The organism is Streptomyces sp. NBC_01232 (assembly GCF_035989885.1).
Classification (GTDB): Bacteria; Actinomycetota; Actinomycetes; order Streptomycetales; family Streptomycetaceae; genus Streptomyces.
The window spans coordinates 8560915-8587489 of sequence record NZ_CP108518.1 but is presented as its reverse complement, the minus strand read 5'-3'; the positions used below and the strand labels follow the sequence as shown (position 1 = coordinate 8587489).

Below are 26575 nucleotides of genomic sequence, written 5' to 3'. Positions count from 1 at the left end.
CCGTTCCGCCCCCACCCCGGCCCGGCCGTGCCCGTTCGGCGCGGCCCGGGGTCGGCTTGCCCCGGTCCGGCCGTGCCCGGTCGGCGCGCGGCCCGGTCCACGCGGTGCCGGGCCCGCGCGGTGCCGGTGCCCTGCCCGTCATGGCGATATATGGGTGGAGCCGGTCGGGCGGGCGCCGCAGGATGGGGCGCATGAGTCTGCCGAGCGCCCCGCACCAAGTCGAGTTCCTGCACCACCCCTGCCCCGACTACCCGCACCTGACCGCCTGGGGCATCCGGGTCGACGGAACCGACCTGCGCGTCCTCGTGGCGGAGGCGACGCGCGCGCTGTGGGGCCGGGAGCTCGAGGAGGAGGACGACGACACCCCGCAGGAGCGCGAGGAGTTCCTGCTGCGCCAGCACGCCCCGCTGTACTTCGACGACGACGCCGACGGCGCCCTGGCCCGGGCCCACTTCCTGGGCGGGGCGCAGCCGGAGCTCCTCGACGGCGACCCCGGCGCCCTGTACCTCCTGGGCTGCCGCTGCGGGATCGACGCCTGCTGGCCCCTGTCCGCCACGGTCCGTGCGACGGCCACGGAGGTCACCTGGTCCGGCTTCCACCAGGTCCACCGGCCGCAGTGGGGCGAACTGCCCATGGGGCCCTATGTGTTCGCGCGCCCGGCCTACGACGCGGCCCTGGCGGCGCCGGTCCCGCTCCCCCAGGACCCTGTCGACGCGCTGCTCGGGGAGGGTTAGGGGTTCGGGTGCAGGGAGCGGAGGCGGTCGGCGACGTCGTGGACGGTCAGGCGCAGGGCGCGGATGTCGGTGATCAGGTCGCGCCAGGGCCCGAAGGCGGTGTCGACGTCCTGGCCGGAGGCTTTGATGTAGGCGACGGCGACGCCGTAGCCGAAGTACTCGTTCCTGGCCGGCAGTGGGCGGGTGAGCACGATCTGCTCCAGCAGCGCGGCCGCCCGCCAGTACGCGTCGGGCTCGTCCGTCCCCCACGACGGGGTGTTGACCCGGTGCCGGGCGACGGCGGCCACCAGACCCGAGTAGTCCAGGACTCCCAGGTTCTTGCCGCCCAGGAGTTCTTCCTGACGGTCCAGCAGCCACCGGATGTCGATGCGCAGTTCCAAGGTCAGGCCGCCTCGCTCGCACCCGGGGACAGGGGCCGGGACGGGGGCAGCGGTCCGCCGGGGGCGGCCGTGGAACGGTCCCGCGCCCGGGAGTCGGCCTTCATCGCATCCGCCATGCCCCAAGTATGCATCCGTGCATACCTTTACGAATACCCGCGCCCGGCCGCCCGGCCCGTGATCCGGGGAGCGGGTGGTGCCCGGCGCGGTGGCCGGCGGGCCGGGCAGTGGCACCGTCCTGTCCCGGACGAGGGGCAGGTGCGTCTTCCGGTCCGCCGGCGGTCCGGCGAGGTCGACGTCCGCCGTGTGCAGGGGCTGTTCGCCGCTCGCGGCCCGGTCCAGGGGGTGCTCCGCGGCGCCCGCGCCGGGGTTCGACTATCGGCTCGGCTGAGCGGGCGGGGGCGCTGGGGGGGCCGGCCGGGGGTGGCCGCGGTGCGGTAGCCGCCCCCGGCCGGCCCGGGGGTGTGTCAGGTGGTGGGCGGGGTCCAGTCGGCGGGCAGGCCGGACTGGGCGAGGACCGCGGCCAGGCTGTAGTGGTCCTTGTTGGAGACGATCCGGCAGTGGTGCCTGTCGAGGTCGATCACCGTGGTCATCGGTACGGCGAAGGGCTTGGGGGCGCCCTTGAGGTGGCCGGAGTAGACGGACCGGACGGTGATGCGGTTGCCGTCGCTGCGGGTGGTGCGGATGGTGACGTGGACGTTGTCGATCAGGGAGTCGGCGCGGGCCTTCCACCCCGAGATCTCCTTACGGCCGCGGAAGGTGGCCGCCACGGCTTCGTCGGTGTAGGTGCCGTCGGCGGTGAACAGGGCGCCGAGCGCCCGGGGTTCGCTGCCGTTCCAGGCGCGGGCCCAAGCGGTGACGATCCGCGGGACGCGCCGGTCGGCGGCCTGTGCGGAGGACGCGGCGGCGGTGGTGGTGTGTGCGGCGTAGGCGGTGGGGGCGGCGCCGCAGAGGGCTGCGGCAGCGGTCAGCACCGTCATGGCACGGAGGGTGCGGGAGGTCATGGTTGATGCTCCTTCAGGGGCGGATGCGGCCCTGCCGGCGACGGCGCCGGGCAGGTGGGGCGGGGCCTTCGGCCACGGGGCGGGCAGGGAGCCGTTCCGGGCCGCGGGCATGGGCGCTGCCTCGTCCGTCCGAGTACGTGCAACGTTCATGGCGCACAGACTCACGCGGGGCGCTGTCCACTCTCCAGGCCCGGCAGGGGCCCGTGACTGTCCAGCACTGCCCACCGGTGTCCACCCGCAACTGCCGCGGGGGCGCATGCCGTTCGTCCGGCAGGGGTGGTGCGGTGGTGCCGATGGCGGTGCCCGCCGAGGCTGAGCCGCACCCGGTGCCCTCGCGGCGTGCGCGTGTCCGCGCCGGGCGGCTGTCCGCCGTGGTCACGGGGCCGTCCCCGCGGCCGGGCCGGTCGTGGTCCCGGCCGGCGCGGCCGGTACGGATCCCGCATTCGTGCCGGACGGGTCCGTGATGCCCTGCTGGAGCGTCGGCCGGGCGGGCGCGGCGGCCGCGTACACGCACGAGCGCCCGGCCGGGTGGTCCCGGCCGGGCGCTCGTGCGTATGCGTGCTGTCCGCTGGCGGCTTAGTACCAGTGGTTGTTCTGCCAGAAGTTCCAGGCGCCGACGGGGCTGCCGTAGCGGTCGTTCATGTAGTCCAGGCCCCACTTGATCTGGGTGGCGGGGTTGGTCTTCCAGTCCGCGCCGGCCGAAGCCATCTTCGAGGCCGGCAGGGCCTGGGCCAGGCCGTACGCGCCGGAGGAGGCGTTGGTCGCGGTGTGGTTCCAGCCGCTCTCGTGCGAGATGATCTTGTCGAAGGCGGCGAACTGGGCCGGGTCCTTGATCATCTGCTGCGCGATCGCCTTGGCGCTCATCGGGGCCGCCTGGGCGGGAACCGTGGCAAGCATGGAACCGGCGACACCGAGGGCGACGACGGTGCCCGCGAGGGCCTTCTTGGAGGTGGCGATGCGGCGGATGATGGCGTTGGACACGGATGGACCTTCCGACGGGGACAAGGGCGGTCGCACGCATGCCGAAGACATGCGTGAGCCACTCACGCAAAGGAGAGGGGTTCGTCGGCGGCGGGTGAAGTACCTGAAGTACCCCTGCCGCCTTGCGACTCATCCAGTTCTACAGACGCCCCGACGGCCTGGCAACGACCCCGCTTACTAGGGACCTTCGCAGTCGGGGGCCGACGGGCCTTCGGGGGCCCGGGAGGCGCGGCATCGGGCCTCCGGTGGCTACTATCCCGGTTCGTATGTGACGTGGGCCCTATGGGGCGGGTCACCAGCGGGACGCCCGAATCTCACCGATTGTCACCGGCTATACCCCTTTGAGGGAGCCATCTCGATGCCCGAATTGCCTAGTTATCGAAGGAAATGGGTGGAGTGGAGGCCGTCTCTCCTCCGTGGGGGGCTCTGAGGCCGGTGGCGGGCGGGTGGCCGCCCGCCGCGTGCAGCCGCCCTCCGGCCCGCACGCGCGCGCGTCCATCCGGGCGAAGGTTCCGGGAAACCCTGCCCGTCGCGCCTCACGGCGGGCCATGGTCGCTTCCAGGAAGAACGGCACGGAGAACAAGGATGGGGACATTGCATTTCTTGAGGCGCACCGGAACGGTCCTGGGCGCGGCCGCGCTGACCATGCTGGCCGTCCCGGCCCCCGCTCACGCCGCGGCGGTCGCGTGCGGCGGGGGGACGTCGACCGGCCGGGTGGCCGTCAACGGCTGCATCAGCGCCCAGCGGGGATCCGCCGGCAGGTTCCCCACGCGGGAGATCACGGCGCACATCAGGGCACGGAACACGGGAGCGAAGGGGCTGAACGTCTCCTACGAGGCGTTCTTCCGCGTCGTCGACGGTGGCCACTGGGAGAAAGTGGGCAGCGGCCGCACCCATGTCCGGGCCGGTGAGTCGATCGGCCCCCTCGAGGTGGGAAGCACGACCCGGGTGTGCGGTCCCGTGAAGGTCGAGATCCGGGTACACGCCCGGGCCGACGGCGCCGCCTGGAGCGGCTGGTCCCCCGCGGCCACGAAGCAGTGCCAGACCTGAGAGCCCGGCGTTCGCGTGCCCCCGGGCGGCGGGCCGGGGCACGCCGCCCGCGTCACGGGGATGCGGGCGGCGTCCAGCCCGGGTCGCGGCCGCTCAGTGCGAGCGTCCGGTCCAGCAGCGGGGCGTCGTCCGGTACGGGCACGACGGGTCCGAAGATGCCGTCGCCGCGGTCCCCCTCCTCGGCGGCCGCCAGCAGGAACGCGTGCGAGGAGCGGAGCGCGGCGTGATCGGGCGCGTACTCCTGGCCGGTGGCCCGGGCCAGGTCCCATCCGTGCAGCACCAGCTCGTCGACCGCCACCGCACCCGCGATCCCGCCGGGCAGGTCCACGCCGCCGGCGCGGGTCATGCCGGTCCAGGCGGCCGGGTCTTCCCAGGCCTCGGCGAGTTCGCCGAGGACCCCGGGCAGTTCCTCGCGCCAGCGGGCGGGCAGGGAGGGCGTGGCCGAGGTGGGGTCCGTGTCCGTCGTGGGGCCCAGGTCCTTGCGGGCGGCGTCGCGGAAGGCGACCGCGAGACCCGCGAGGTGGCCCAGCAGGTCACCGACCGTGTAGGCGGGGCAGGGCGTCCGGTCGGTGAGCCGGGCGTCCGGGACGGCCGCCGCGAGACGGGCCACGATCCGCGCCTGCGGTCCGAGATCGAAAGCGGTCGTACCGGTCATCTGCCGCTCCTCCTGAGAGTGGGTCTGAAGGGTAGACCGGCGGCGGGGCCCGTACTCATCGCGACGCGGCGCGGGGATGTGCCGGGCGCGTCCCGCTCGACGGGCACGCCGGCGCGGCGGAGGATGGGGCACTGTGATGACGGTCCTGGTGGTCGGCATACCGGAAGGCGTGGAGCTGGAGGTGCTGCGGTCGCGGATCCAGCGCAATCCCCACTTCCAGGTCATCTCCCATGCCCGCACGCCGGACGTCGCGCTGGCGCACGCCCGGGTCCTGCTCCCCGACATCACCGTGCTCACCCTGTCCGGCAGCTTCCGGGACGACCCGGCCGCGTTCGGCGTCTTCCGGGGGGTGCGCGCCCTGGACCCGCCGAGCGGGGTGGTGCTCCGCACGAGGGCCGACGCGACTCCCGTCGATCTCGACGTCGTCACCGTCGACGGGGCGGTCCACCTGGTGCGCGCGGGCGACGAGGAGGGGCTGATGCGGGCGCTGCGCACGATCGGTCTGCGCCGCGCGACCTGCGACCCGGACGAAATGCCCTGACCGGGCCCGCGGTCTCCCGCCCCCGGGCTCGCCGGCGGTTCGGGCGGCGGGGTCAGGCGGCGGGGCAGAGATTGGCCGGGCGGGCCGGGGCCGAGTCACGGGCCACGGTCGCGCACACCGGCCGCGCGGTCGGGACGGCTACGGCGGTGGCCGTGGCCTGCGAGCGGTTCCGGGTGAAGACGACGAGGCGCAGCACCGCGAACCGTGCGACACCGGCGAGTGCGCCGGCGCAGAGGTAGACGGCCTGTTCGAGGGGGGCGCCGGGAGCCGCCACCAGCTGGTGCAGGAGGAGCATCGCCAGGCAGGTCACCGCGTACGCCGCCGCGGCGGAGCCGGCCGACTGCGCGTGCTGGTGCCAGGTCGCGCGCCCGCCCGTGCCGAAGGTGAAGCGGGCGTGCAGCTCGGTGGCGAGGAGCGTGGAGGCCGCGGTGATCAGGGCGTTGGCCAGGGCCCAGGGTATGCAGGAGGCGAGGGCCGTCACGGCGAAGCTGGAGGCGAGTCCCACTCCGCCGCCGCAGAGCACGAAGCGGGTGAAGGCCGTGAGGGGGCCGGGCTCCGCCCGCTGCCGGCTCCGTGCTGTGTCCATGATCCGCCCCCTGATCGCCCGCCCCGCGCGACGCACCCCGCGGCCTGCGGCCGGGGCGCGCCACCCCATGACACCATTATGGCTCACACATGGCGCCATGGCGAGCCATTATTGGCGCCACGTGTGGCTTCGGGGCATCGCGGCCACACGGTCCGCAGGCCGGAAGGGGTTTCCTGTTCTCCGTTCCTGCTCTCCTGCTGTCCTGCTGTCCTGCTGTCCTGCTGTCCTGCTGTCCGGGCTTCCCGGGCCCGCGTGTGTCCGGGCCCCGTCCGCGCCCGCGGCGTCAGGGCGGGAGTGTCAGGGCCGGCGGTCCGCCTCCCGCATCGACAGGGGCGGGACCCTGCCCAGCACCACGAGCCGGTGGCGTACGGCCATGACGATCACCGCCGTCGCGACGATGACCATCCCGCCCAGCCGAAGGATCGCGTCGTAGGCCTCCTCGGGCGGCCGCTGCGGCGTCATCGCGGAGATCGCCGCCGCGGTCCCGGCGAGGGCGATCGCGCCCAGCGTGACCAGGAACGTCAGCAGCACGCCCGACGCCTCCCCCGCCCGGGCCGGTGCGACGACCTGCTGGGTCGCCACGCTGGAGAAGGTCCAGCCCAGTCCCAGGCCCAGGCCGCACCATGCGAACACCGGCACGTACAGCCACCAGGCATCGGCCTGGGCCAGCGCGTACATCCCGGTGCCCGCGACGGCCCCGGCGAGCGCCATCACCGCGGTCGGCCGCATGTACCGGGCCAGCCGCGCCCCGAGCGGCCCGCTGACCGCCACCAGCAGGGCCGGGGCCAGGAACACCGTGCCCGCCAGGAGCGGCGAGAGGCCGCGGACGCCCTGGAGGTAGAGCGTGGCGAGGAAGACGGTGACGCCGTAGCCCATGTTCGAGAGCGAGCCCATCCCGGTCACCAGGACGTACGGGACGTTGCGGAACAGCCGCAGATCGACCAGCGGGTGCCGGGCGAGGCGCTCGCGCACCAGGAACAGCCCGCCGGCCGTCACGGCCGCGGCGAAGCAGCCGAGAGTACGGGCACTCCCCCAGCCCCAGGCGTCCCCGCGCTCCACGGCCAGGGTCAGTGCCGCCAGCGAGCACACGATCAGGGCGCAGCCGAGGAGGTCGAGCTCGCGGGGCGCCGAGGTGTCGCGCGAGTTCGGTACGCAGGCGAGGGCGGCGAGCAGCGAGATCAGGCTCAGCGGGACCATCAGCCAGAAGATCCAGCGCCAGCCGGGCCCTTCGGTGAACCCTCCGCCCACGAAGGGCCCGAGCGCGGTCCCGATGTTGGCGACGCCGAAGACGGCGCCCAGGGCCTTGGCCCGGGTCTCCTCGGGAAAGGTGTTGGTGATCACGGACACGGACACCGGGAAGACGAACGCCGCGCCCACGCCCTGCGCGATCCGGGCCACCACCAGCAGACCGAGGCCGGGAGCCAGCGCGCAGCCCACGGAACCGGCCGTGAACAGGGCGAGCCCGGCCAGCAGGGTGCCCCGCCGTCCGAAGACGTCCCCCACCCGGCCGCCGACGATGAAGAAGCAGCCGATGGCGAGCATGTAGGCGGACAGGGTCCACTGCGCGGCCGAGTCCGTGATGCCGAGCTCCGCCGCGATGCCGGGAAGGGCGAGGTTGAGGGCGAAGAAGTCGAGCTGGATGCAGAACAGGGCGACGGCGACCGCGACGAAGGCCCCCGTCCTCCGCGCGGCCGGCGAGGACTCAGCGCGCATGGGGGCGTTCCTCTCGGCCGGGGCAGTCGGGACACCGCTGAATGGCCGCACGCAGGCCGTCATCCCATTGTGGGGCGGCCTGACGGGGGACGCAGTGCGGCTGGGGCCCCGGCGGGTGAAATGCGCAGGCCCGGCCGGGCGGGGGCCATCCGGGCGGGGCGCGGGGCCCGTGCGGCACGGCGGCCGGGGCGGCGGGGTGTTGCGGGCGCATGCTGTTGTCCCCCCTCTGTTGGAGAGGCCCGTGAGTGATCCCAGCCCCCGAGTGACCCCGAGGCCGGCGTCCGCCGCACCGGGTGATGCCGCTCCCGCTCCCGGGGTCATCGGCATCGGGCTCGCCGCGGTGCTGACGTTCGCGCTCGCCCAGGGTTCGTGGCAGTGGTTCGCCACGTTCATCGGGGTGACGCTCCTCGCGGTGATGTCCGCCTTCCAGCGGCGGGCGCAGTGGACTCCGGAGATCCGTTCGCCGTACATGCGCGGCCTGGTCGCGTACGCGCTGATCGTCGGCCTGTGCGTGGCGGTCGCGCTCGCTCCCCTGCTGCAGCGCCGGGCCTGGCTGTTCCCGATGCCGGGCACGCGCGGCGACTGTGTGCTGGCGGGGCGGTACGCGGCCCTTAAGGCGGAGGCGGCGCTGGGGAACCTGGCCGGCAATGACGCTGCGGCGCTGGCGTTCGCGCAGCAGGACCAGGCGCGCAAGGCGGTCGCCGAGTGCCTGGCGGCCACGACGACCCTGTGGCTGCCCCTGTACGGGCTGGGGGTGGCGGTGCTGGTGGGAGCGGTCGCGTGGCTCCGTGACCGGGCCCGGGCCCGGTCGGGCGCCGCCGGCTGAGGAGTTCCGGCTCCAGGGTGTCCTGCCGGCCGGTGCGCAGCCTTTCCAACCGGCGCAACCCGTACCGTCGTTCGCGCGTCTTGCAGGCCGGACCGCGGCCGTGGGCGTGCCCGCTGCGGCGTGGTCGTGACGCAGGTCACGGGAACCCGTCGTGGACGGCGGACAGCCGACAGGAGTGACAACACAGATGTGCATCCGGGTGCGGTCCCGGCCGTGGCCGTGTCCGGCCGCGATGTCCGGGGCCCGTGGCGGCTCCTGACTCCTGCCGGCCCGGCTCTCCTTCCCCCACTGCATTGTTCGAGAGGTCTTCACCATGCCCGCGGTCCCTGCCCGTTTCAGTGTCCTGTCCAAGGACTTCGCCGCCGCCCCCCACCGCTACTTCGCACGGCTGAGGGAGCGGGCTCCGGTGCACTACGAGCCGGCGATCGACAGCTACTTCCTCTCCCGCCACGAGGACGTGAAGCGGGTGCTGACCGACCATGAGGCCTTCAGCACCGAGATGTTGCAGGTGCGTGCCGAGCCGGTGATGCGCGGGCCGGTCCTCGCCCAGATGACCGGCGCCGAGCACACCGCGAAACGGAAGATCGTCGTACGGGCGTTCACCGGACGGGCCCTGGAGAGACAGATACGCGCCGTCCACGCCAACGCCGCCGAGCTCATGGCCCCTTTCCTCGCCCGGGGGCGGATGGACCTGGTCAACGACTTCGGCAAGCCGTTCGCCGTGCACGTCGCGCTCGACGTCCTGGGGCTCGACAAAGGGGACTGGCAGCAGGTGGCCGCCTGGCACGGCGGGGTCGCCGAGTTCGTCACCAGCCTCGCCCTCACCCCCGAGCGCCGCCGGCACTGCATCGACTGCGCCGAGGAGTTGGAGACCTATCTCCTGCCCGTCATCGAGCAGCGGCGCAGCCGTCCCGGCGACGATCTGATATCGAGGCTGTGCACGGCCGAGTTCGGCGGTGTCGTCATGAGCGACCGCGACGTCACCGCGCTGATCATCAACGTCCTGGTCGCCGCCGCCGAGCCGGCGGACAAGACGCTCGCCCTGCTCTTCAAGCACCTGATCGACCGTCCCGAGCAGCTGGCGCAGGTCCGCCGGGACCCGCGGCTGCTGGCCGCCGCGATCGCGGAGACCCTGCGATACAGCCCGCCGGTCCAGCTCATTCCCCGCCGGGCGGAGCAGGACGCGGTGTTCGCCGGCGCCACCGTCCCGGCCGGTGCGACCGTCTTCTGCATGATCGGCGCGGCCAACCGGGATCCCGGCGCCTTCGGTGACCCGGACGTCTTCGACATCCACCGCCCGGACCTGGGCGCCGCCCGTTCCTTCACCGCGGCCGCCCAGCACCTGTCCTTCGGCGCCGGACTGCACCAGTGCGTCGGCGCGGCCTTCGCGCGTGCCGAGATCGAGACGGTCGCCGCGATGCTGCTGCCCCTGCTCGACGAGGTCCGCTACAGCCCCGGTTTCCGCTACCGGGAAGCCGGCCTGTACACGCGGGGGCCGCTCGCGCTGTCGCTGGACTTCACCCCCGTCGGCTGAGAGCGCGGCGCCGGCCGTGACCTGCGGCCGTCTCGCCCGCCGGGCCTGTGCCGGGCCCTGCCTTCCGCGGCTGCGTGAGCCCGGATTTCGCTGTCCCCCACTTTGTTTCAGGAGAAGACGACCATGACGTCGACCGATATCGCCACGGCCATCCACGATCTGCTGTTCGAGCCGGGCCTGGACCTCGCCGAAGCCATCGACCGGCACTTCGCCCCCGACTACCGCCAGCGCACCAACGGCGTGTGGAGCGACAGGACGGGCTTCGCCCGGCACATGACGCGCCTGCGCTCGCTGGTCGGCAGCGGGCACGTCGAGGTCCACGAAGAGCTCCGCGACGGGCTGCTCTACGCCGACCGTCACACCGTCACCCTCGGCCACCGCGACGGCCACACCTCCCGTACCGAGGTGTACCTCTTCGCCCGGATGGCACCCGACGGCCGCTTCCGGCGCGTGGAGGAGACCACTCTGCTGATCACCGGAGACGCCGAGGACAACAACATCGGACTGGTCGGCTGACCGGGCCGGGAGCGAGGGAGAGGGGAGCCGCCATGGTGTCCGTGGGGGAAAGACTGAGCAGGGCGCGCGTACGGGCCTTCGTGGGACGGGACGAGGAACTCGGCCGGTTCGGGGAGGCGTTGGCCGGTGATCCGCAGGCGCCGTTCGCGTTCTACGTGTACGGGCCGGGCGGCATCGGGAAGTCGACGCTGCTGCGGCGGCTGGCGGACCACGCCCGTGCGTCGGGCCGGCTGCTCGTGGAACTCGACGGCCGGTTCGTCAGCCGGGACCCGGCCGATTTCGAGCACGCCACCGGTCCGTTCCTGGATGTTCCGGGCACGGTCCTGTTCGTGGACTCCTTCGAGCACTGCCAGTGGCTGGAGAGCTGGCTGTGGCACCACTTCCTGCCCCGAGCCGCGGACGACACCCTGGTGGTGCTGGCCGGGCGGCGTGCTCCGCAGCCGCAGTGGACCGCCGACCCCGCCTGGTCCCGGCTGCTGCACGTGAGCGAACTGGAGCCGTTCTCCGAGGAGCAGGCGCGGAGCCTGCTGGTGTCGGCGCAGATCCGGCCCGAACTGCGCGACCGGGTGCTGCGCTTCGCCGGAGGCAACCCGCTGGCGCTGTCGCTGGCGGCCGCGGCGGGATCGGAGGGGTGCGGCAGGCAGGAGATCTGGGCTCCGACGGCGGATGTGCTGCGCACCCTGCTGGCGGGGCTGATCGGGGAGGTGCCCACGGCGGCCCACCGCCGCGCCCTGGAGGTGGCGGCGCAGGCCCGTTCGACGTCGGAGGAACTCCTCGCGGCGGTGCTGCCCGAGGAGGACGTCCATCCGCTCTTCTCCTGGCTGCGGGACCTGCCGTTCATGGAGTCGACCCACCGCGGGCTCCATCCGCACGACGCCGCGCGCGAGACCCTCGCCGCCGACCTGCGCTGGCGGGCGCCGAACGCCTTCGAGTCGATGCGCCGGCGCCTGGCGGACGAGTACCTGCGCCTCCTGCGCGAGGCACCCGAGGAGCGGGTGTGGACCGTCACCGACGATCTCTTCTACCTCTTCCGGGAGGGCGAGACGCTGGCCCGGCTGCGGTGCTGGTCCCGCGAGGACGAGGTGCACGACCGTCCTCTGCACCCGGATGACATCGATGTCGTGCTGCGCATGGCCGAGGAGACCGAGGGGGCGGCCGGCGCGGAGCTGGTCCGCTACTGGGCGCAGCGCCAGCCGCAGGCGTTCAGCGTCTACCGGCTGGTGAGCACGGGCCGGATCGTGGCGTTCACGGCCCGGCTGGTCCTGCCGGCCCCGGCCGACCCCCGGGACGTGGCGGCCGATCCCGTCGTCGCGGCCGCCTGGCGGTACACCGAGGCCACCGCGCCGGTGGGTGCGGGCGAGCACATCGGCATCAGCCGTTTCTCGGTCTATCCCGAGCGGTACCAGGTTCCCTCGCGCGTCATCGACCTGAGCAGTTCCCGGGCCCATGCGGAGGCGGCGCGGGCCCGCGGCCGTGCCTACGGTTTCGCGGTGTTCCAGGACGCCGAGACCTGGGCCGGGCGGGTCAGGGGCACGCTCGACGACACCGGGGCGCGGCCGCGGGTGGGTGCGTACTCCTACGGGCTGTTCGGTGTGGACTGGCGCCGGCTGCCGGTGGAGGCATGGCTGCTGCGTTTCATATCGGCCACGGCCGGGCCGGCGCCGTCCGCGTCCGGGCCGTCGCCCGTCTCACGGGCCGCGTTCGACCAGGCCGTGCGCGAGGCGCTGGCGCACTGGCGCGATACGGACGCGTTCGCCGCCTGCGCTCTGATGCGTACCCGTCTGGCGGCCGACTTCGGTGAACCGGTCGGGGAGTTGCGTGCCCTGCTGCGCGGGGCCGTCGACGATCTCGCGGGGGATCCGCGCGGAGTGCGGGCGCGTGAGGCCCTGACGGCGGGCTACTTCTCCGGTGCGCCCACCCAGGAGGCCGCCGCGCGCCGTCTGGGTCTTCCGTACGGGACCTACCGTCGTCACCTGCGTCAGGGTCTGGACCTGCTCGGCGAGGCGTTGTGGCAGCGGGAGCTGCACGACCCGAGGTAGCGGCGGCGGGCGCGGGGCGGGCTGCGGCGGGGCGCCGGGTGGACAGGCGCGGACAGCAGTGGACAGTGGCCGCGCCCGCCGGGTCTGGATAGTGGACAGCGTCCGCGCCGAGTGTGTGCGTCATGAACGTTGCACTCACGCAGACGGGCCGGTCAGCACGCCGGCCCCCCGGGCCGGGAGCGGTGCTCGCGGCGCTCGCCGCGGCCCAGTTCACCGTCATGCTCGCCACCTCGATCGTCAATGTGGCGCTCCCTCAGATCCGTGACGGGGCGGGCCTGTCGGACGGCGGGACCACCTGGGTGGTCAACGCCTACGGCCTGGCGTTCGGGGCGCTGCTCCTGGCGGGCGGACGGGTCGCCGATCTCCTGGGCCGCCGCCGGGTGCTGGTGGCCGGGCTCGCGCTGTTCGTGCTGGCGTCGGTGGCGGCGGGGCTGGCCACCTCCCCCGGTGTGCTGATCGGTGCCCGTGCGGTGCAGGGGGCCGGCGCCGCCGCGATCGCCCCGGCCGCGCTCGCGCTGGCGATGGACGGGTTCCCGCCCGGGCCGGCGCGTGGCAGGGCGCTGGGGGTGTGGGGTGCGGTCTCCGGTGCGGGGGCCGCGGGCGGCGTTCTGCTGGGCGGTGTGCTCACCCAGGCGTGGGGCTGGCCGTGGATCTTCCATTCGGTGGCGTTCGGGGCGGTGCTGGTGCTGGCCGCGGTGGCCGTGCTGGTGCCCCGGGACGCCGTACGCGAGACGGCCGGGCGGTTCGACCTGCTGGGCACCGTCACCGTGACGCTGGCGCTGACCTGTCTGGTGTGGGGTCTGACCACCGCGCGCGGGGCCGGCTGGGGCGATCCGCCGGTGCTGGGCGCGCTCGGTGGCGCCGTCGTGCTGCTGGCGGCCTTCTGTGTGATCGAGCGGGGCCGGCCGCAGGCGCTGGTGCCGGTGCGGCTGCTCACCGCGGGCCGGGTCGGTGCGGGCAATCTGCTGATGGCCCTGCTGGGGTCCGTGTGGATCGCCCTGTTCTTCTTCCTGCCGCTGTACCAGCAGCAGGTCCTCGGGTCGGGCCCGCTGGTCACGGGAGTGGGGCAACTCCCCCTCGCCGGCGCCCATATGCTCGGCTCCGCCCTCGCCCCGCGCGTGGCCCGGCGGTTCGGTGCCACCGCGACCCTGACCGTGGCGCTGCTGACGGAGGCGGCCGGGCTGCTGTGGCTGTCGCGGATGAGCGCCGACGGCACCTACCCGGTGGACGTCCTCGGCCCGAGCGTCCTGGTCGGCCTGGGGCTCAGCGTCGCCTTCGTCCAGCTCACCGGGCTGGCCGTGGACGGTGTCCCGCGGCAGGACGCGGGTCTTGCCGGCGGGCTGGTGAACACCACCCGGCAGGTCGGCGGGGCGATCGGTCTCGCGGCCCTGGCCACCCTGGCCGGTTCCGTCACCGCCGGCGCGTCCGCGGACCGGCCCTCCCTGGAGGCGCTCACGGCCGGCTACCGGGCCGCCTTCACCGTCTCGGCCGCGGTCCTAGCCGTCACGGCCCTCCTCGCGCTGCTCCTCACCCGCCGCACGGGGGCGCGTACCCCGGCCGCCCCCGCCGGGCCGGCTTCCGATCCGGCTCCCGGCCCGGCGGGCTCTCCGCTCTCCCCCGTCCGGCAGAACACTCCCTAGGCCGCCGGATCCGTACGACGGGCACGCCCGGAACGCCCGGCACCACCGGTACATGTCGTCCAGAACAGGAAGAAGCACAGCCATGGTCACCATCGACGAGAGCGCTCCCGTCATCGTCCGCCTGAGCACCGTGATCGACGCCCCGCTCGAGAGCGTGTGGGCGCTGCACACCGACATTGCGGCCTGGCCGCTGTGGAACCCGGACGTGGTCCGGGTGGAGGCCGAGGGGCCGCTGCGGCCCGGCGGGTCGTTCAGCTGGCGCACCCACGGCCTGGACATCACCTCCACCGTGCGGGAGCTGGTTCCCGGGGAGCGGATCGTGTGGGGCGGTCCCGCCGCCGGTATCACCGGCGTGCACGTGTGGACGTTCGAGCAGGACGGCGGGCGCACCACCGTCCGCACCGAGGAGTCCTGGAGCGGCGCCCCGGTCGAGGCCGCGGCCGACGACCTCCACAAGGCCCTCCACGACTCCCTGGAGAGCTGGCTCTCCCACCTCAAAAGCCGTGCCGAACAGGCTGCCTGACCACCTCTCACACCGATCGAGGAGATATCTGCCATGACCACTGCGAAGCCGTACCTGACCGGCCACTACACCCCCCTCACCGAGGAGGTCACCGCCACCGGCCTCACCGTCGAGGGTTCCCTGCCCCCCGAGCTGAACGGCCGGCTGCTGCGCAACGGGCACAACCCCAAGCCCGGTGTCACTCCCAGCCACTGGTTCAAGGGCAGCGGCATGGTCCACGGCATCCGCCTGCGTGCGGGCCGCGCCGAGTGGTACCGCAACCGCTGGGTGCACACTCCCGCCCTGGACGGCGCCCCGTACATGACCGAGCGCGGGCCGGACCTGAGCGCCAGCACCGCCGGTACGCACATCATCGAGCACGGCGGACGCCTGCTGGCGCTGTGCGAGGCGAACTTCCCCTTCGAGCTCACCCCGGAGCTGGAAACGGTCGGCGCCCACGACTTCGGCGGCAAGCTGCGCAGTGCGATGACCGCGCACCCCAAGGAGGACCCGGTGACCGGGGAGCTCCACTTCTTCGGGTCCTCGCCGTTCCCGCCGTTCCTGACGTACTACGTCGCGGACGCCAAGGGCGAGATCACCGACAGTGCCGATGTGCCGGGGGCGACCGCCTCGCTCAAGCACGATTTCGCGATCACCCGCCGTCATGTGGTGTTCGTCGAGGGCAATGTCACCTTCGACGCCACGGAGCACTCCGGTATCCCCTACAGCTGGAGCGATCACCAGCCCGCCCGTATCGGTGTCATGCCGCGCGGTGGTGACGGGGCCCGGCACGTCCGCTGGTTCTCCATCGAGCCCGGCAACATGCTGCACGTCTCCAACGCCTACGAGGACGGCCTGGGCCGCATCGTCCTGGAGGGTCCCACCGTGGACCGCGAGGGCTTCCGGCTCTCCTGGAACTGGTGGGTCGGGGCGCCCGGGCGCGGCAGTGAGCCCGGCTCCCGCTCCTACACCCGCCGTTGGGTGATCGACCTGGCGGAGGGGACCGTCGGCGAGCAGATCATCGACGATCTGCCGGTGGAGTTCCCGACCCTCAACGAGGACTTCCTGGGTGTGGAGAACCGCTACCAGTACGCGATCGCCTTCCCCGACGAGAACGGTTTCGGCGGCTACGGTGTCGTCAAGTACGACCGCACCACCGGTGCCCGCCGCATCCACCAGGTGGGCGATGCCCGGATGCCGAGCGAGGCCGTCTTCGTGCCCGCCGCCGATGCCACGAGCGAGGACGACGGCTATCTGCTGACCGTGGTCTCCGACCTCAAGCAGGACTCCTCCCAGCTGCTGGTCCTGGACGCCTCCGGCCTCGACAGGGTCGCCACCGTCCATCTGCCCCACCGGGTGACGGCCGGAATCCACGGCTCCTGGGTCCCCGACAGCGAGCTGGACCACGGCAACGGCTGACGTGCCGTCCCGGGGGCGCGGTATCGCCCGCGCCCCCGGCGAGACCGTCACCACCCCCGCCCGTCCCGGATGGAGATCTGCCACCATGTCCAGCCCCACCACCGCCTTGCCGCCCGCCGCCGTTCGTGAGGCCGGCGGCCGTGGCCGCCCTCGCGAGGTCGACAACCGTGCGGCCTACGTCAGTTTCGGACTGGCCTACCTGCTCGGCCACGGCACGGCCGCGGTCTCCCGGGGGCCCGCTCCCCTGCTCGGCCTGCCCGACTGGCTGCCCATGACGCTCCTCGGCGGCGGACTCGTCGCCGGCATCACCATGGCCACCCTGGCCGCGCTGCGGGCCCAGCACGGGGCCTCCGCACCGGAGGTCCTCTCGGGCAAGCTGCTCGGCGCGGCCTGGATCACGGCCTTCACGGCCCTGTTCCTGGCCATCACCGGCCTGACCTCCGTGCTCGGCCAGCCGGATCTCCAGTCCGTGCTGTGGCCGGCCGGCTCCGGGCTCGTCGTCGGCCTGGTCTACCTCGCCGAAGGCGCCGTACGCCGCAACGTGCTGCACTACAGCCTCGGTGTCTGGCTGGCCCTGGCCTCCACCGCGGCCCTCGCGTTCACCGCCCCCGCCTTCTACTGGGTCCTCACCCTCGCGGGCGGCGGCGCCTACGCCCTGGCCGCGGTCCTCGAACACCGCCGGCTGCACGCGCGCTGAAGGGGGCGGCGGTCCGCGCCGCTCGAGACATGCTGGAGGCTCGCTCGATTCCCCTGCGACGCGGGCCGCCATCGCCCGTATAGTCGCCATGACTTGACGATTCGATGACCCGTTCCCGAAGAATCGATGACCCAGAAGCTCCGTGGACGGGCGAGCAGGGGGACACACGATGGAGACCGCACGCCTGGCCTCGCTCATCGCCGCGACGGTCACGATGGGGCTGGTCAGCGGCCTGTTCTACGGCTTCTCCGTCTCCGTGATGCCGGGCCTGAAGCGCAGCGACGACCGTACGGTCATCGAAGTCATGCAGAACATCAACAAGGCCATTCTCAACGGCTGGTTCGTCCTCGGTTACATCGGTGCGTTCCTCTTCACCGCGCTGGCGCTGGCCCTGCACATTCCCTCGGACGGCCGTGACGTGCTGCCGGCGCTGATCGCGGCGCTGGTCTGCTACATCCTGTCGATGGGGCTGACCAACAAGGTGAACATCCCTTTGAACAACGCCCTGGAGAAGGCCGGCCCGGTCGCCCGGATCGGTGACCCGGCTGCCGTCCGGCGGGCCTTCGAGGGGCCCTGGAGCCGCGCCAACGTCTGGCGCACGCTGCTGTGCACGGCTGCGGTCGGCTTCCTGGCCTGGGCCCTGTACCTGCACGGGCAGACCGGCTGACCGCATGAGGGAGTCCCCCGGCCGGGCGGCGGGGGACTCCATGGCGTGGCGGCAGGTGTCAGCGGGTGGCGCGGCCGTAGAGGACCAGGGCCCGCGAGAGGGCCGTCAGGGCCACCGTGCACAGCAGGGTGCGGATGATGTTGGTGGCGACCCAGGTGCTCTTGAACTTGTCGACGATCGAGAAGTCCGCGAGCTTCGCGGCGTCGCCGGCGTCGGCGAGTTCGTTGTTGAGCGGGATGTTCACCGAGAAGGTGATCATCAGGACGACGAAGTAGGCGACGGTGGCCGCACCGACCCAGATGGCGACGCTGCGGCGGCCCTTGCGGAACTCGACGATCGCCGAGGCCGCGGAGGCCAGCAGGGCGAGGACGAACGCCATGCCGAAGAGGCCGTTGCCGTCGATCGCCGCGTTGAAGTTCTGCATCGCGGTGACGTACGTACGCTCGTCACCGGCGGCCAGTCCCGGCATCACCGAGACGTCGAAGGCGAAGAAGAGGCCTGCCATCAGGCCGACGAGGACCGTGGAGAGCAGGAGGAGGACGGTGGCCGCCTTGCCTCGCTCCGCGGTCGCCGGTGCGGGCGGTCCGGGCTGGGCGTAGGAGCCGGGCGGGGCGGTGTAGGGAGCCGGGCCGCCGGCGGGGTACTGCTGGTGGCTACCGGCCGGATTGGGGTTCATGGGACATCCTCATCTGCGGGTGGTGGAGTGGTGCTCGCCCTCGGCGCGGACATCCGATCGTGGCATTCCCCGGGATACCCGGCCACGGGGTTCCACCGGCTCTCGAGTGGTGCTCGAGAGCCGGTGGCGTGATCCGTTCGGTCAGTAGCGGTAGTGGTCCGGCTTGTACGGGCCCTCGACCTGGACGCCGATGTAGGCGGCCTGCTCCGGGCGGAGCGTGGTGAGGCGGACGCCCAGGGCGTCCAGGTGCAGACGCGCGACCTTCTCGTCCAGGTGCTTGGGGAGCACGTAGACCTCGGTCGGGTACTCCTCCGGCTTGGTGAAGAGCTCGATCTGGGCCAGGGTCTGGTCCGCGAAGGAGTTCGACATCACGAACGACGGGTGACCGGTCGCGTTGCCCAGGTTCAGCAGACGGCCCTCGGACAGCACGATCAGGACCTTGCCGTCGGGGAACTTCCAGGTGTGGACCTGCGGCTTGACCTCGTCCTTGACGATGCCCTCGATCTTCGCGAGACCGGCCATGTCGATCTCGTTGTCGAAGTGGCCGATGTTGCCCACGATCGCCTGGTGCTTCATCTTGGCCATGTCCGCGGCCATGATGATGTCCTTGTTGCCCGTGGTCGTGATGAAGATGTCGGCCGTCTCCACGACATCGTCGAGGGTGGCGACCTGGTATCCGTCCATCGCGGCCTGCAGCGCGCAGATCGGGTCGATCTCCGTGACGATGACACGCGCACCCTGACCGCGCAGGGACTCGGCGCAGCCCTTGCCGACGTCGCCGTAACCGAAGACGACCGCGACCTTGCCGCCGATGAGGACGTCGGTGGCACGGTTGATGCCGTCGATCAGCGAGTGACGGCAACCGTACTTGTTGTCGAACTTCGACTTCGTCACGGCGTCGTTCACATTGATCGCCGGGAACAGCAGGCTGCCCTCGGACATCATCTCGTACAGACGGTGCACACCGGTGGTGGTCTCCTCGGTCACACCGCGGACGCCGGCGGCCAGCGCCGCCCAGTCGATGCCGGTCTTGCCCAACAGGCCGAGGACCAGGGCCATTTCCTCATTGTCGGCGGTGGACGGGTCCGGGACGGAGCCGGCCTTCTGGTATTCGACGCCCTTGTGGACGAGGAGGGTGGCGTCGCCGCCGTCGTCGAGGATCATGTTGGGTCCGGCGTGCCCGGGCCAGGTCAGCGCCTGCTCCGTGCACCACCAGTACTCCTCCAGCGTCTCGCCCTTCCAGGCGAAGACGGGTATGCCCTGCGGGTTCTCCGGGGTGCCGTTCGGGCCCACCGCGATGGCGGCGGCCGCGTGGTCCTGGGTGGAGTAGATGTTGCAGGACACCCAGCGGACGTCGGCGCCGAGGGCGACGAGGGTCTCGATGAGCACGGCCGTCTGCACGGTCATGTGCAGCGAGCCGGTGATCCGGGCACCGGCCAGCGGCTGCGCCTGGGCGTACTCGGCGCGGATCGACATCAGGCCCGGCATCTCGTGCTCGGCCAGGGTGATCTCCTTGCGGCCGAACGCGGCGAGAGAGGTCTGCGACCTTGAAGTCCATGAGTTCTACTCCGTGATGGTGGTGGCTGGGTCGTGGCTGACGTTCAGGTTCTGATGGATCTCTAGAGTCGCGGTGGACTTGTTGAGGGTGATGTAGTGCAGGCCGGGTGCGCCCTCGGCGAGGAGGCGCTCGGACATGGCGGTCGCGTACTCGACACCGATGCGGTGCCCGGCCGCGGGGTCGTCCTTCGCCGCTTCGAGGCGCTGGGCGAGGGCGTCGGGGAAGCGGGCGTCGCTGAGCTCGGCGAAGCGCCGGATCTGGCGGAAATCGGTCGCCGGCATGATCTCGGGGATGACCGGGGTCAGGCAGCCGACGGCGAGGAGCCGGTCCCGCAGCCGCAGGTAGTCCTCGGCGTGGAAGAACATCTGGGTGATGGCGTAGTCGGCGCCGGCGTGGCATTTGGCGGCGAAGTGGCGGATGTCCTCGGTCCAGGAGGGTGAGCGGGGGTGGCGCTCGGGGAACGCCGCCACGCCCACGGTGAAGTCGCCGAGCCGGCGGATGAGTTCGACCAATTCGTGGGCGTGGGTCAGGCCGTCCGGGTGGGGCGTCCACTGCCCTTTCGGGTCGCCGGGCGGGTCGCCGCGCAGGGCGAGGATGTCGCGGATGCCGGCGTCGGCGTACTGGCCGATGATGTGGCGCAGTTCGGCGACCGAGTGTCCGACGGCGGTCAGGTGGGCGACCGGGCGCAGGGTGGTCTCGGCGGCGATGCGCTTGGTGACCTCGACGGTGCGGGTGCGGGAGGAGCCGCCGGCGCCGTAGGTGACGGAGACGAAGGAGGGGGCGAGGGCTTCGAGGCGGCGAATGGCCGCCCACAGGGTGCGTTCCCCGGCGTCGGTCTTCGGGGGGAAGAACTCGAAGGAGAAGGTCCGCCGGCCCTGGGCCAGTAGTTCACGGACCCCGAGGGGTGCGGGGGCGGGGGCGCGGGACGTGCGGGGGCGTTCGGCGGTGGCGGCCAGGGCAGCCGGCATGTCGGACTCCTTTCCGGCTTGTGGGGGGTCAGCGTGCGTTGAAGTAGTTGGCTTCGGGGTGGTGGATGACGATGGCGTCGGTGGACTGCTCGGGGTGGAGCTGGAACTCCTCGGAGAGGAGGACGCCGATGCGTTCGGGCTGCAGGAGGTCGGCGATCTTGGCGCGGTCCTCCAGGTCGGGGCAGGCGGGGTAGCCCAGCGAGTAGCGGCAGCCCTGGTATTCGGTGCGGAACATGCCGGCCATGGACTGCGGGTCGGATCCGCCGATGCCGAGGTCGGCGCGGACGCGGGCGTGCCAGTACTCGGCGAGGGCCTCGGCGAGCTGGACGGACAGGCCGTGGAGTTCCATGTATTCGCGGTAGGCGTCGGCGGCGAAGAGCCGGGCGGTCTCCTCGCCGATGCGGTTGCCGACGGTGACGACCTGGAGGCCGACGACGTCGGTCTCGCCGGACTCCTCGGGGCGGAAGAAGTCGGCGAGGCACAGGCGGCGGCCGCGCTGCTGGCGGGGGAAGGTGAAGCGGGTGCGCTCGGAGCCGTTCTCGCCCAGGATGATGAGGTCGTCGCCCTTGGAGACGCAGGGGAAGTAGCCGTGTACGACGGCGGCTTCGAGGAGGCCGTCGGTGTGCAGTTTGTCCAGCCAGCCGCGCAGCCGGGGCCGGCCGTCGGTGGCGATGGTGTCGGCGTCCTTGAGGCCCCACTGGCCCTTGAAGAGGGCGGTCTCGTCGAGCCAGGAGGCGTAGTCCTTGAGGGGAATGCCCTTGACGACGCGGGTGCCCCAGAACGGCGGGGTGGGGACCGGGTTGTCGGCGGCCACGTCGGAGCGGCCGGCTTCGGCCGGTTCGGTGGTCTGGAGGAGGGGGGTGTCGCGTTTGGGTACGCGGCGTTGTTTGAGGGGCGGGAGTTGGGCTCCGGGTACGTTGCGCTTGACTCCCATGAGGGCGTCCATGAGGCGCAGGCCCTCGAAGGCGTCGCGGGCGTAGCGGACTTCGCCCTCGTAGATTTCGTGGAGGTCCTGTTCGACGTAGGCGCGGGTGAGGGCGGCGCCGCCGAGGATGACGGGGTAGTCGGCGGCCAGCTTGCGCTGGTTGAGCTCCTCCAGGTTCTCCTTCATGATCACGGTCGATTTCACGAGGAGACCCGACATGCCGATGACGTCGGCCTTGTGCTCCTGCGCGGCTTCGAGGATCGCGGAGACCGGCTGCTTGATGCCGATGTTGACGACGTTGTAGCCGTTGTTGGTGAGGATGATGTCGACGAGGTTCTTCCCGATGTCGTGGACGTCACCGCGGACGGTCGCCAGCACGATCGTGCCCTTGCCCTCGTCGTCCGTCTTCTCCATGTGCGGCTCGAGAAAGGCCACGGCCGTCTTCATGACCTCGGCCGACTGCAGGACGAACGGAAGCTGCATCTGGCCGGAGCCGAACAGCTCACCGACGACCTTCATGCCCTCCAGGAGGGTGTCGTTGACGATGTCGAGGGCGGGGCGGGCCTGCAGGGCCTCGTCGAGGTCCGCCTCCAGGCCGTTCTTCTCACCGTCGATGATCCGCCGCTGCAGCCGCTCGTCCAGCGGCAGCGCAAGGAGTTCCTCGGCGCGGCCGGCCTTCATCGACTTGGTGTTGACGCCCTCGAAGAGGGCCATCAGCTTCTGCAGCGGGTCGTAATCGCCCTCACGCCGGTCGTAGATCAGGTCGAGGGCCGTGGTGACCTGCTCCTCGTCGAACCGGGCGATCGGCAGGATCTTGCTCGCGTGGACGATCGCCGAATCCAGACCGGCCTTCACGCACTCGTCCAGGAACACGGAGTTCAGCAGCACGCGCGCCGCCGGGTTCAGGCCGAACGAGATGTTGGAGAGGCCGAGGGTGGTCTGGACGTCCGGGTGAAGCCGCTTGAGCTCACGGATCGCCTCGATCGTCGCGATGCCGTCGCCCCGGGACTCCTCCTGGCCGGTGCAGATCGTGAAGGTCAGGGTGTCGATGAGGATGTCCGACTCGCGGATCCCCCAGTTGGCGGTCAGGTCCTCGATGAGCCGCTCGGCGATGGCGACCTTGTGCCCGACGGTCCGGGCCTGGCCCTCCTCGTCGATGGTCAGCGCGATCAGAGCAGCCCCGTGCTCCTGGGCCAGGCGGGTGACCAGCGCGAACCGCGACTCCGGACCGTCGCCGTCCTCGTAGTTCACCGAGTTGATCACAGCGCGGCCGCCGAGCTTCTCCAGGCCCGCCCGGATGACCGGGACCTCGGTGGAGTCCAGCACGATCGGCAGGGTCGAAGCGGTCGCGAAACGGCCGGCGAGCTCCGCCATGTCCGCGACACCGTCACGGCCCACATAATCCACACACAGATCGAGCATGTGGGCGCCCTCACGGATCTGGTCCCGGGCCATCTCCACACAGTCGTCCCAGCGGGCCTCCAGCATCGCCTCACGGAACTTCTTCGACCCGTTCGCGTTCGTCCGCTCACCGATCGCCATGTACGACGTGTCCTGCCGGAACGGCACCGTCTGATACAGCGACGCCGCACCCGGCTCGGGGTGGGGATCGCGGGTGGTCGGGGTGAGTCCGCGGACCCGCTCGACGACCTGGCGCAGGTGTTCGGGGGTGGTGCCGCAGCAGCCGCCGACCAGGGAGAGGCCGTAGTCGCGGACGAAGGTCTCCTGGGCGTCGGCGAGTTCGGGGGCGGACAGCGGGTAGTGGGCGCCGTCCTTGGTCAGCACCGGCAGGCCGGCGTTCGGCATGCAGGACAGCGGGATGCGCGCGTTGCGCGCCAGGTAGCGCAGGTGCTCGCTCATCTCGGCGGGGCCGGTGGCGCAGTTGAGGCCGATCATGTCGATGCCGAGCGGCTCCAGCGCGGTCAGGGCCGCGCCGATCTCCGAACCCAGCAGCATCGTGCCGGTGGTCTCGACGGTGACGGAGCAGATCAGCGGGACGGTGATGCCCAGGGCCGCCATGGCGCGGTGCGCGCCGATGATCGAGGACTTGGTCTGCAGGAGGTCCTGGGTGGTCTCCACCAGCAGCGCGTCCGCGCCGCCGGAGATCAGGCCCTCGGCGTTGATCTGGTAGGCGTCACGGATCTGCCCGTAGGTGATGTGGCCCAGCGTCGGGAGCTTGGTGCCGGGGCCCATCGAACCCAGCACCCAGCGCTGCTGACCGGTGGAGGCCGTGAACTCGTCCGCGACCTCGCGGGCGATCCGGGCACCGGCCTCGGACAGCTCGAAGTTGCGTTCGGCGATGTCGTACTCCGCGAGCGCCGCGTAGTTCGTGCCGAAGGTGTTCGTCTCCACACAGTCCACACCCACCGAGAAGTAGGCCTCGTGGACCGAACGCACGATGTCCGGGCGGGTGACGTTCAGGACCTCGTTGCAGCCCTCCAGCTGCTGGAAGTCCTCCATGGTCGGGTCCTGCGCCTGCAGCATCGTCCCCATGGCCCCGTCGGCCACGACCACACGCGTCGCGAGCGCCTCTCTGAGGGCATCGGCCCGGGTCTGGGTATCCGTCGTGTTCGTCGTCATATCAGCTGCCCCAGCTTCGGCTCCAGCAGCCCGGCCGCGTGCTCCCCGTACACCGTGCGGACGGTGGCGAGGAGCAGGTCGGGCTGGATCTCGTACGACTGCGAGCCCACGGCCGCCAGGACCAGCGCGGACATGGCGCAGCCGAGCTGGGCGGCGGTCTCCTGCGGGAGTCCCCAGCCGACGGCGGCCAGGAAGCCGGAGCGGAAGGCGTCTCCGACGCCGGTCGGGTCCGCGGCGTGGACGTCGGGGACGGCGGGGACGGTGAGGGTGGGTGCGTTCTTGGTGTCGATGCGGACGCCCTGGGCGCCGAGGGTGGTGATCCAGGTGCCGACGCGGTCGAGGACGTCCTCGTGGGTCCATCCGGTGCGTTCGCGCAGCAGCGCGGATTCGTACGCGTTGGTGAAGAGCCAGCGTGCTCCGGTGACGAGGCTGCGCACCTCGTCGCCGGTGAGGCGGGCGAGTTGCTGGGAGGGGTCGGCGGCGAAGGCGATGCCGAGCTCCCGGGCCTGTTCGGTGTGGCGGACCATCGCGCCGGGGTCGTTGGGCGAGACGAGGATCAGGTCGAGGGGGGTGTGGGCGTGCAGGGTGTGCAGGTCGATGCGGGCGGACTCGGCCATCGCGCCGGCGTAGAAGGAGGCGATCTGGTTGGAGTCCTGGTCGGTCATGCACATGAAGCGGGCGGTCTGGTGCTCGGCGGAGACGTGCACGGCGCCGGTGTCGACTCCGTGTTCCTTGAGCCAGACCTCGTACTCGGCGAAGTCGGGTCCCACGGCGCCCGCGAGGAGGGGGGTCATGCGCAGGCCGCCGAGTCCGTAGGCGATGTTGGCGGCCACTCCCCCGCGCCGTACCTCGAGGGTGTCGACGAGGAAGGACAGGGAGATGTGGTGCAGCTGGTCGGGGAGCAGCTGGTCGACGAACCGGCCCGGGAAGGCCATGAGGTGATCTGTGGCGATGGATCCGGTCACCGCGATACGCACGTGGACTCCTGTGAGCTGGTCTGTTGTCGGCGGGGCGGGGTGGTGGGTCGGGACGGCAGGGGCGGGCGGGGCTGCCGCTGGAGGGGTGCTGCCGGTCGCGTGAGGGGCGGGCGGGCCGGGGCGGCGGCCGTCGGTGGGCGACGGCCGCCGGTCCGGGCGGGTCCGGGGCGTGCTCAGGCGCCGGCGGCGGCCTTCAGCAGTTCGGCGCGGTCGGTGCGCTCCCAGGTGAAGTCGGGGAGTTCGCGGCCGAAGTGGCCGTAGGCGGCGGTCTGGGCGTAGATGGGGCGCAGCAGGTCGAGGTCGCGGATGATGGCGGCCGGGCGGAGGTCGAAGACCTCGGCGATGGCGTCCTCGATCCTGGTGATGTCGGTCTTCTCGGTGCCGAAGGTTTCGACGAAGAGGCCGACGGGCTCGGCCTTGCCGATGGCGTAGGCGACCTGGACCTCGCAGCGCGAGGCGAGGCCGGCGGCGACCACGTTCTTGGCGACCCAGCGCATGGCGTACGCGGCGGAGCGGTCGACCTTGGAGGGGTCCTTGCCGGAGAAGGCGCCGCCGCCGTGGCGGGCCATGCCGCCGTAGGTGTCGATGATGATCTTGCGGCCGGTGAGGCCGGCGTCGCCCATGGGGCCGCCGATCTCGAAGCGGCCGGTGGGGTTGACCAGGAGGCGGTAGCCGGCGGTCTCCAGTTTGATGCCGTCGTCCGCGAGCTGTGCGAGGACGTGCTCGACCACGTGTGCCTTGATGTCGGGGGCGAGCAGTGCTTCGAGGTCGATGTCGGAGGCGTGCTGGGAGGAGACGACGACGGTGTCGAGGCGGACGGCCTTGTCGCCGTCGTACTCGATGGTGACCTGGGTCTTGCCGTCGGGGCGCAGGTACGGGAGGGTGCCGTTCTTGCGGACCTCGGACAGGCGGCGGGAGAGCCGGTGGGCGAGGTGGATGGGCAGTGGCATGAGCTCGGGGGTCTCGTCGCAGGCGTAGCCGAACATCAGGCCCTGGTCGCCGGCGCCCTGCTTGTCGAGTTCGTCCTCGTCGCCCTCGACCCGGTTCTCGTAGGCGGTGTCGACGCCCTGGGCGATGTCCGGGGACTGTGCGCCGATCGAGACGGACACGCCGCAGGAGGCGCCGTCGAAGCCCTTGACGGAGGAGTCGTAGCCGATTTCGAGGATCTTCTCGCGTACGAGCTGCGCTATCGGCGCGTAGGCCTGGGTCGTCACCTCGCCCGCGATGTGCACAAGACCGGTGGTGATCAGTGTCTCGACGGCGACGCGGGAGGCGGGGTCCTGGGCGAGCAGTGCGTCGAGGATGGTGTCGCTGATCTGGTCGGCGATCTTGTCGGGGTGTCCCTCGGTCACGGACTCCGAGGTGAACAGACGACGGGACATGTCACTCCTGGTGGTGTGGGACGGGGTG

At 71.9% G+C, this 26575-nt stretch carries 23 protein-coding genes and 1 pseudogene; 12 read left to right on the top strand and 12 right to left on the bottom strand.

Features of this window, described 5'->3' with window-relative positions:
• Positions 1–191 precede the first annotated feature (191 nt).
• A complete protein-coding gene (locus OG444_RS39485) occupies positions 192–734 on the top strand; it encodes a hypothetical protein (protein ID WP_327260109.1) in 543 nt (180 codons plus the stop codon).
• Here OG444_RS39485 and OG444_RS39480 read toward each other — a convergent pair.
• From OG444_RS39480 to OG444_RS39470, 3 genes are all read right to left on the bottom strand, one after another.
• A complete protein-coding gene (locus OG444_RS39480) occupies positions 731–1114 on the bottom strand; it encodes a toxin Doc (RefSeq protein ID WP_327260110.1) in 384 nt (127 codons plus the stop codon). The two genes, OG444_RS39485 and OG444_RS39480, sit on opposite strands and share 4 nt — an antisense overlap.
• Positions 1115–1578: 464 nt before the next feature.
• The gene (locus OG444_RS39475) at positions 1579–2115 is read right to left on the bottom strand and encodes a nuclear transport factor 2 family protein (protein ID WP_327260111.1); all 537 of its coding nucleotides are present in this window, start codon (positions 2113–2115) and stop codon (positions 1579–1581) included.
• 576 nt (positions 2116–2691) lie between these two features.
• The gene (locus tag OG444_RS39470) at positions 2692–3147 is read right to left on the bottom strand and encodes a transglycosylase SLT domain-containing protein (RefSeq protein ID WP_327260112.1); all 456 of its coding nucleotides are present in this window, start codon (positions 3145–3147) and stop codon (positions 2692–2694) included.
• Positions 3148–3699: 552 nt separating this feature from the next.
• Between OG444_RS39470 and OG444_RS39465 the strand changes: the two genes are divergently transcribed.
• Positions 3700–4146 carry a hypothetical protein gene (locus OG444_RS39465; RefSeq protein ID WP_327260113.1) on the top strand — a complete coding sequence of 149 codons (447 nt, stop codon included), beginning with the start codon at positions 3700–3702 and terminating at the stop codon, positions 4144–4146.
• A gap of 52 nt (positions 4147–4198) precedes the next feature.
• Here OG444_RS39465 and OG444_RS39460 read toward each other — a convergent pair whose 3' ends face one another.
• Positions 4199–4801, bottom strand: a complete 603-nt coding sequence (locus OG444_RS39460) for a TIGR03086 family metal-binding protein (RefSeq protein WP_327260114.1) — start codon at positions 4799–4801, stop codon at positions 4199–4201.
• A 136-nt stretch (positions 4802–4937) separates the two neighbouring features.
• On the opposite strand from OG444_RS39460, the gene OG444_RS39455 reads away from it, so the two are divergent.
• Entirely contained in the window at positions 4938–5342 is a 405-nt protein-coding gene (locus OG444_RS39455; protein ID WP_327260115.1) for a hypothetical protein, read from the top strand.
• Positions 5343–5394: 52 nt separating this feature from the next.
• On the opposite strand, the gene OG444_RS39450 is transcribed toward OG444_RS39455, so the two are convergent.
• Both OG444_RS39450 and OG444_RS39445 read right to left on the bottom strand, forming a co-directional pair.
• A complete protein-coding gene (locus OG444_RS39450) occupies positions 5395–5928 on the bottom strand; it encodes a hypothetical protein (RefSeq protein ID WP_327260116.1) in 534 nt (177 codons plus the stop codon).
• A 297-nt stretch (positions 5929–6225) separates the two neighbouring features.
• On the bottom strand, positions 6226–7641 hold the full coding sequence (locus OG444_RS39445; protein WP_327260117.1) for an MFS transporter: 1416 nt from the start codon (positions 7639–7641) through the stop codon (positions 6226–6228).
• A 241-nt stretch (positions 7642–7882) separates the two neighbouring features.
• Between OG444_RS39445 and OG444_RS39440 the strand changes: the two genes are divergently transcribed.
• The 9 genes from OG444_RS39440 (at position 7883) to OG444_RS39400 (ending at position 17481) form a co-directional block, all read left to right on the top strand.
• Positions 7883–8467, top strand: a complete 585-nt coding sequence (locus OG444_RS39440; protein ID WP_327260118.1) for a hypothetical protein — start codon at positions 7883–7885, stop codon at positions 8465–8467.
• 313 nt (positions 8468–8780) lie between these two features.
• Positions 8781–10001, top strand: a complete 1221-nt coding sequence (locus OG444_RS39435; RefSeq protein WP_327260119.1) for a cytochrome P450, cyclodipeptide synthase-associated — start codon at positions 8781–8783, stop codon at positions 9999–10001.
• Positions 10002–10124: 123 nt separating this feature from the next.
• The gene (locus OG444_RS39430; RefSeq protein ID WP_327260120.1) at positions 10125–10517 is read left to right on the top strand and encodes a nuclear transport factor 2 family protein; all 393 of its coding nucleotides are present in this window, start codon (positions 10125–10127) and stop codon (positions 10515–10517) included.
• A gap of 32 nt (positions 10518–10549) precedes the next feature.
• The gene (locus OG444_RS39425; RefSeq protein WP_327260121.1) at positions 10550–12556 is read left to right on the top strand and encodes an ATP-binding protein; all 2007 of its coding nucleotides are present in this window, start codon (positions 10550–10552) and stop codon (positions 12554–12556) included.
• A 122-nt stretch (positions 12557–12678) separates the two neighbouring features.
• A complete protein-coding gene (locus OG444_RS39420) occupies positions 12679–14196 on the top strand; it encodes an MFS transporter (protein WP_327260122.1) in 1518 nt (505 codons plus the stop codon).
• 82 nt (positions 14197–14278) lie between these two features.
• Positions 14279–14719, top strand: coding sequence for an SRPBCC family protein (locus OG444_RS39415; protein WP_327260123.1), 441 nt, complete (start codon positions 14279–14281; stop codon positions 14717–14719).
• Positions 14720–14752: 33 nt separating this feature from the next.
• Positions 14753–16117, top strand: a complete 1365-nt coding sequence (locus OG444_RS39410) for a carotenoid oxygenase family protein (RefSeq protein ID WP_327260124.1) — start codon at positions 14753–14755, stop codon at positions 16115–16117.
• A gap of 85 nt (positions 16118–16202) precedes the next feature.
• Complete coding sequence (locus OG444_RS39405; RefSeq protein WP_327260125.1) at positions 16203–16814, top strand: ABC transporter permease; 612 nt, start codon at positions 16203–16205, stop codon at positions 16812–16814.
• A gap of 169 nt (positions 16815–16983) precedes the next feature.
• Positions 16984–17481, top strand: a complete 498-nt coding sequence (locus OG444_RS39400; RefSeq protein ID WP_327260126.1) for an anthrone oxygenase family protein — start codon at positions 16984–16986, stop codon at positions 17479–17481.
• A 58-nt stretch (positions 17482–17539) separates the two neighbouring features.
• Here the strand turns inward: OG444_RS39400 and OG444_RS39395 are convergent, their stop codons facing one another.
• From OG444_RS39395 to metK, 6 genes and pseudogenes are all read right to left on the bottom strand, one after another.
• On the bottom strand, positions 17540–18157 hold the full coding sequence (locus tag OG444_RS39395) for an anthrone oxygenase family protein (RefSeq protein WP_327260127.1): 618 nt from the start codon (positions 18155–18157) through the stop codon (positions 17540–17542).
• 141 nt (positions 18158–18298) lie between these two features.
• Positions 18299–19715: pseudogene (gene ahcY / locus OG444_RS39390) on the bottom strand (adenosylhomocysteinase).
• A gap of 5 nt (positions 19716–19720) precedes the next feature.
• Positions 19721–20683 carry a methylenetetrahydrofolate reductase [NAD(P)H] gene (metF, locus tag OG444_RS39385; protein WP_327260129.1) on the bottom strand — a complete coding sequence of 321 codons (963 nt, stop codon included), beginning with the start codon at positions 20681–20683 and terminating at the stop codon, positions 19721–19723.
• 28 nt (positions 20684–20711) lie between these two features.
• Positions 20712–24188, bottom strand: coding sequence for a methionine synthase (gene metH, locus OG444_RS39380; RefSeq protein WP_327260130.1), 3477 nt, complete (start codon positions 24186–24188; stop codon positions 20712–20714).
• Positions 24185–25165, bottom strand: coding sequence for a carbohydrate kinase family protein (locus tag OG444_RS39375; protein WP_327260131.1), 981 nt, complete (start codon positions 25163–25165; stop codon positions 24185–24187). The genes metH and OG444_RS39375 overlap by 4 nt, the downstream gene beginning before the upstream one ends.
• Positions 25166–25338: 173 nt before the next feature.
• A complete protein-coding gene (gene metK / locus OG444_RS39370; protein ID WP_327260132.1) occupies positions 25339–26547 on the bottom strand; it encodes a methionine adenosyltransferase in 1209 nt (402 codons plus the stop codon).
• Positions 26548–26575: the final 28 nt, after the last annotated feature.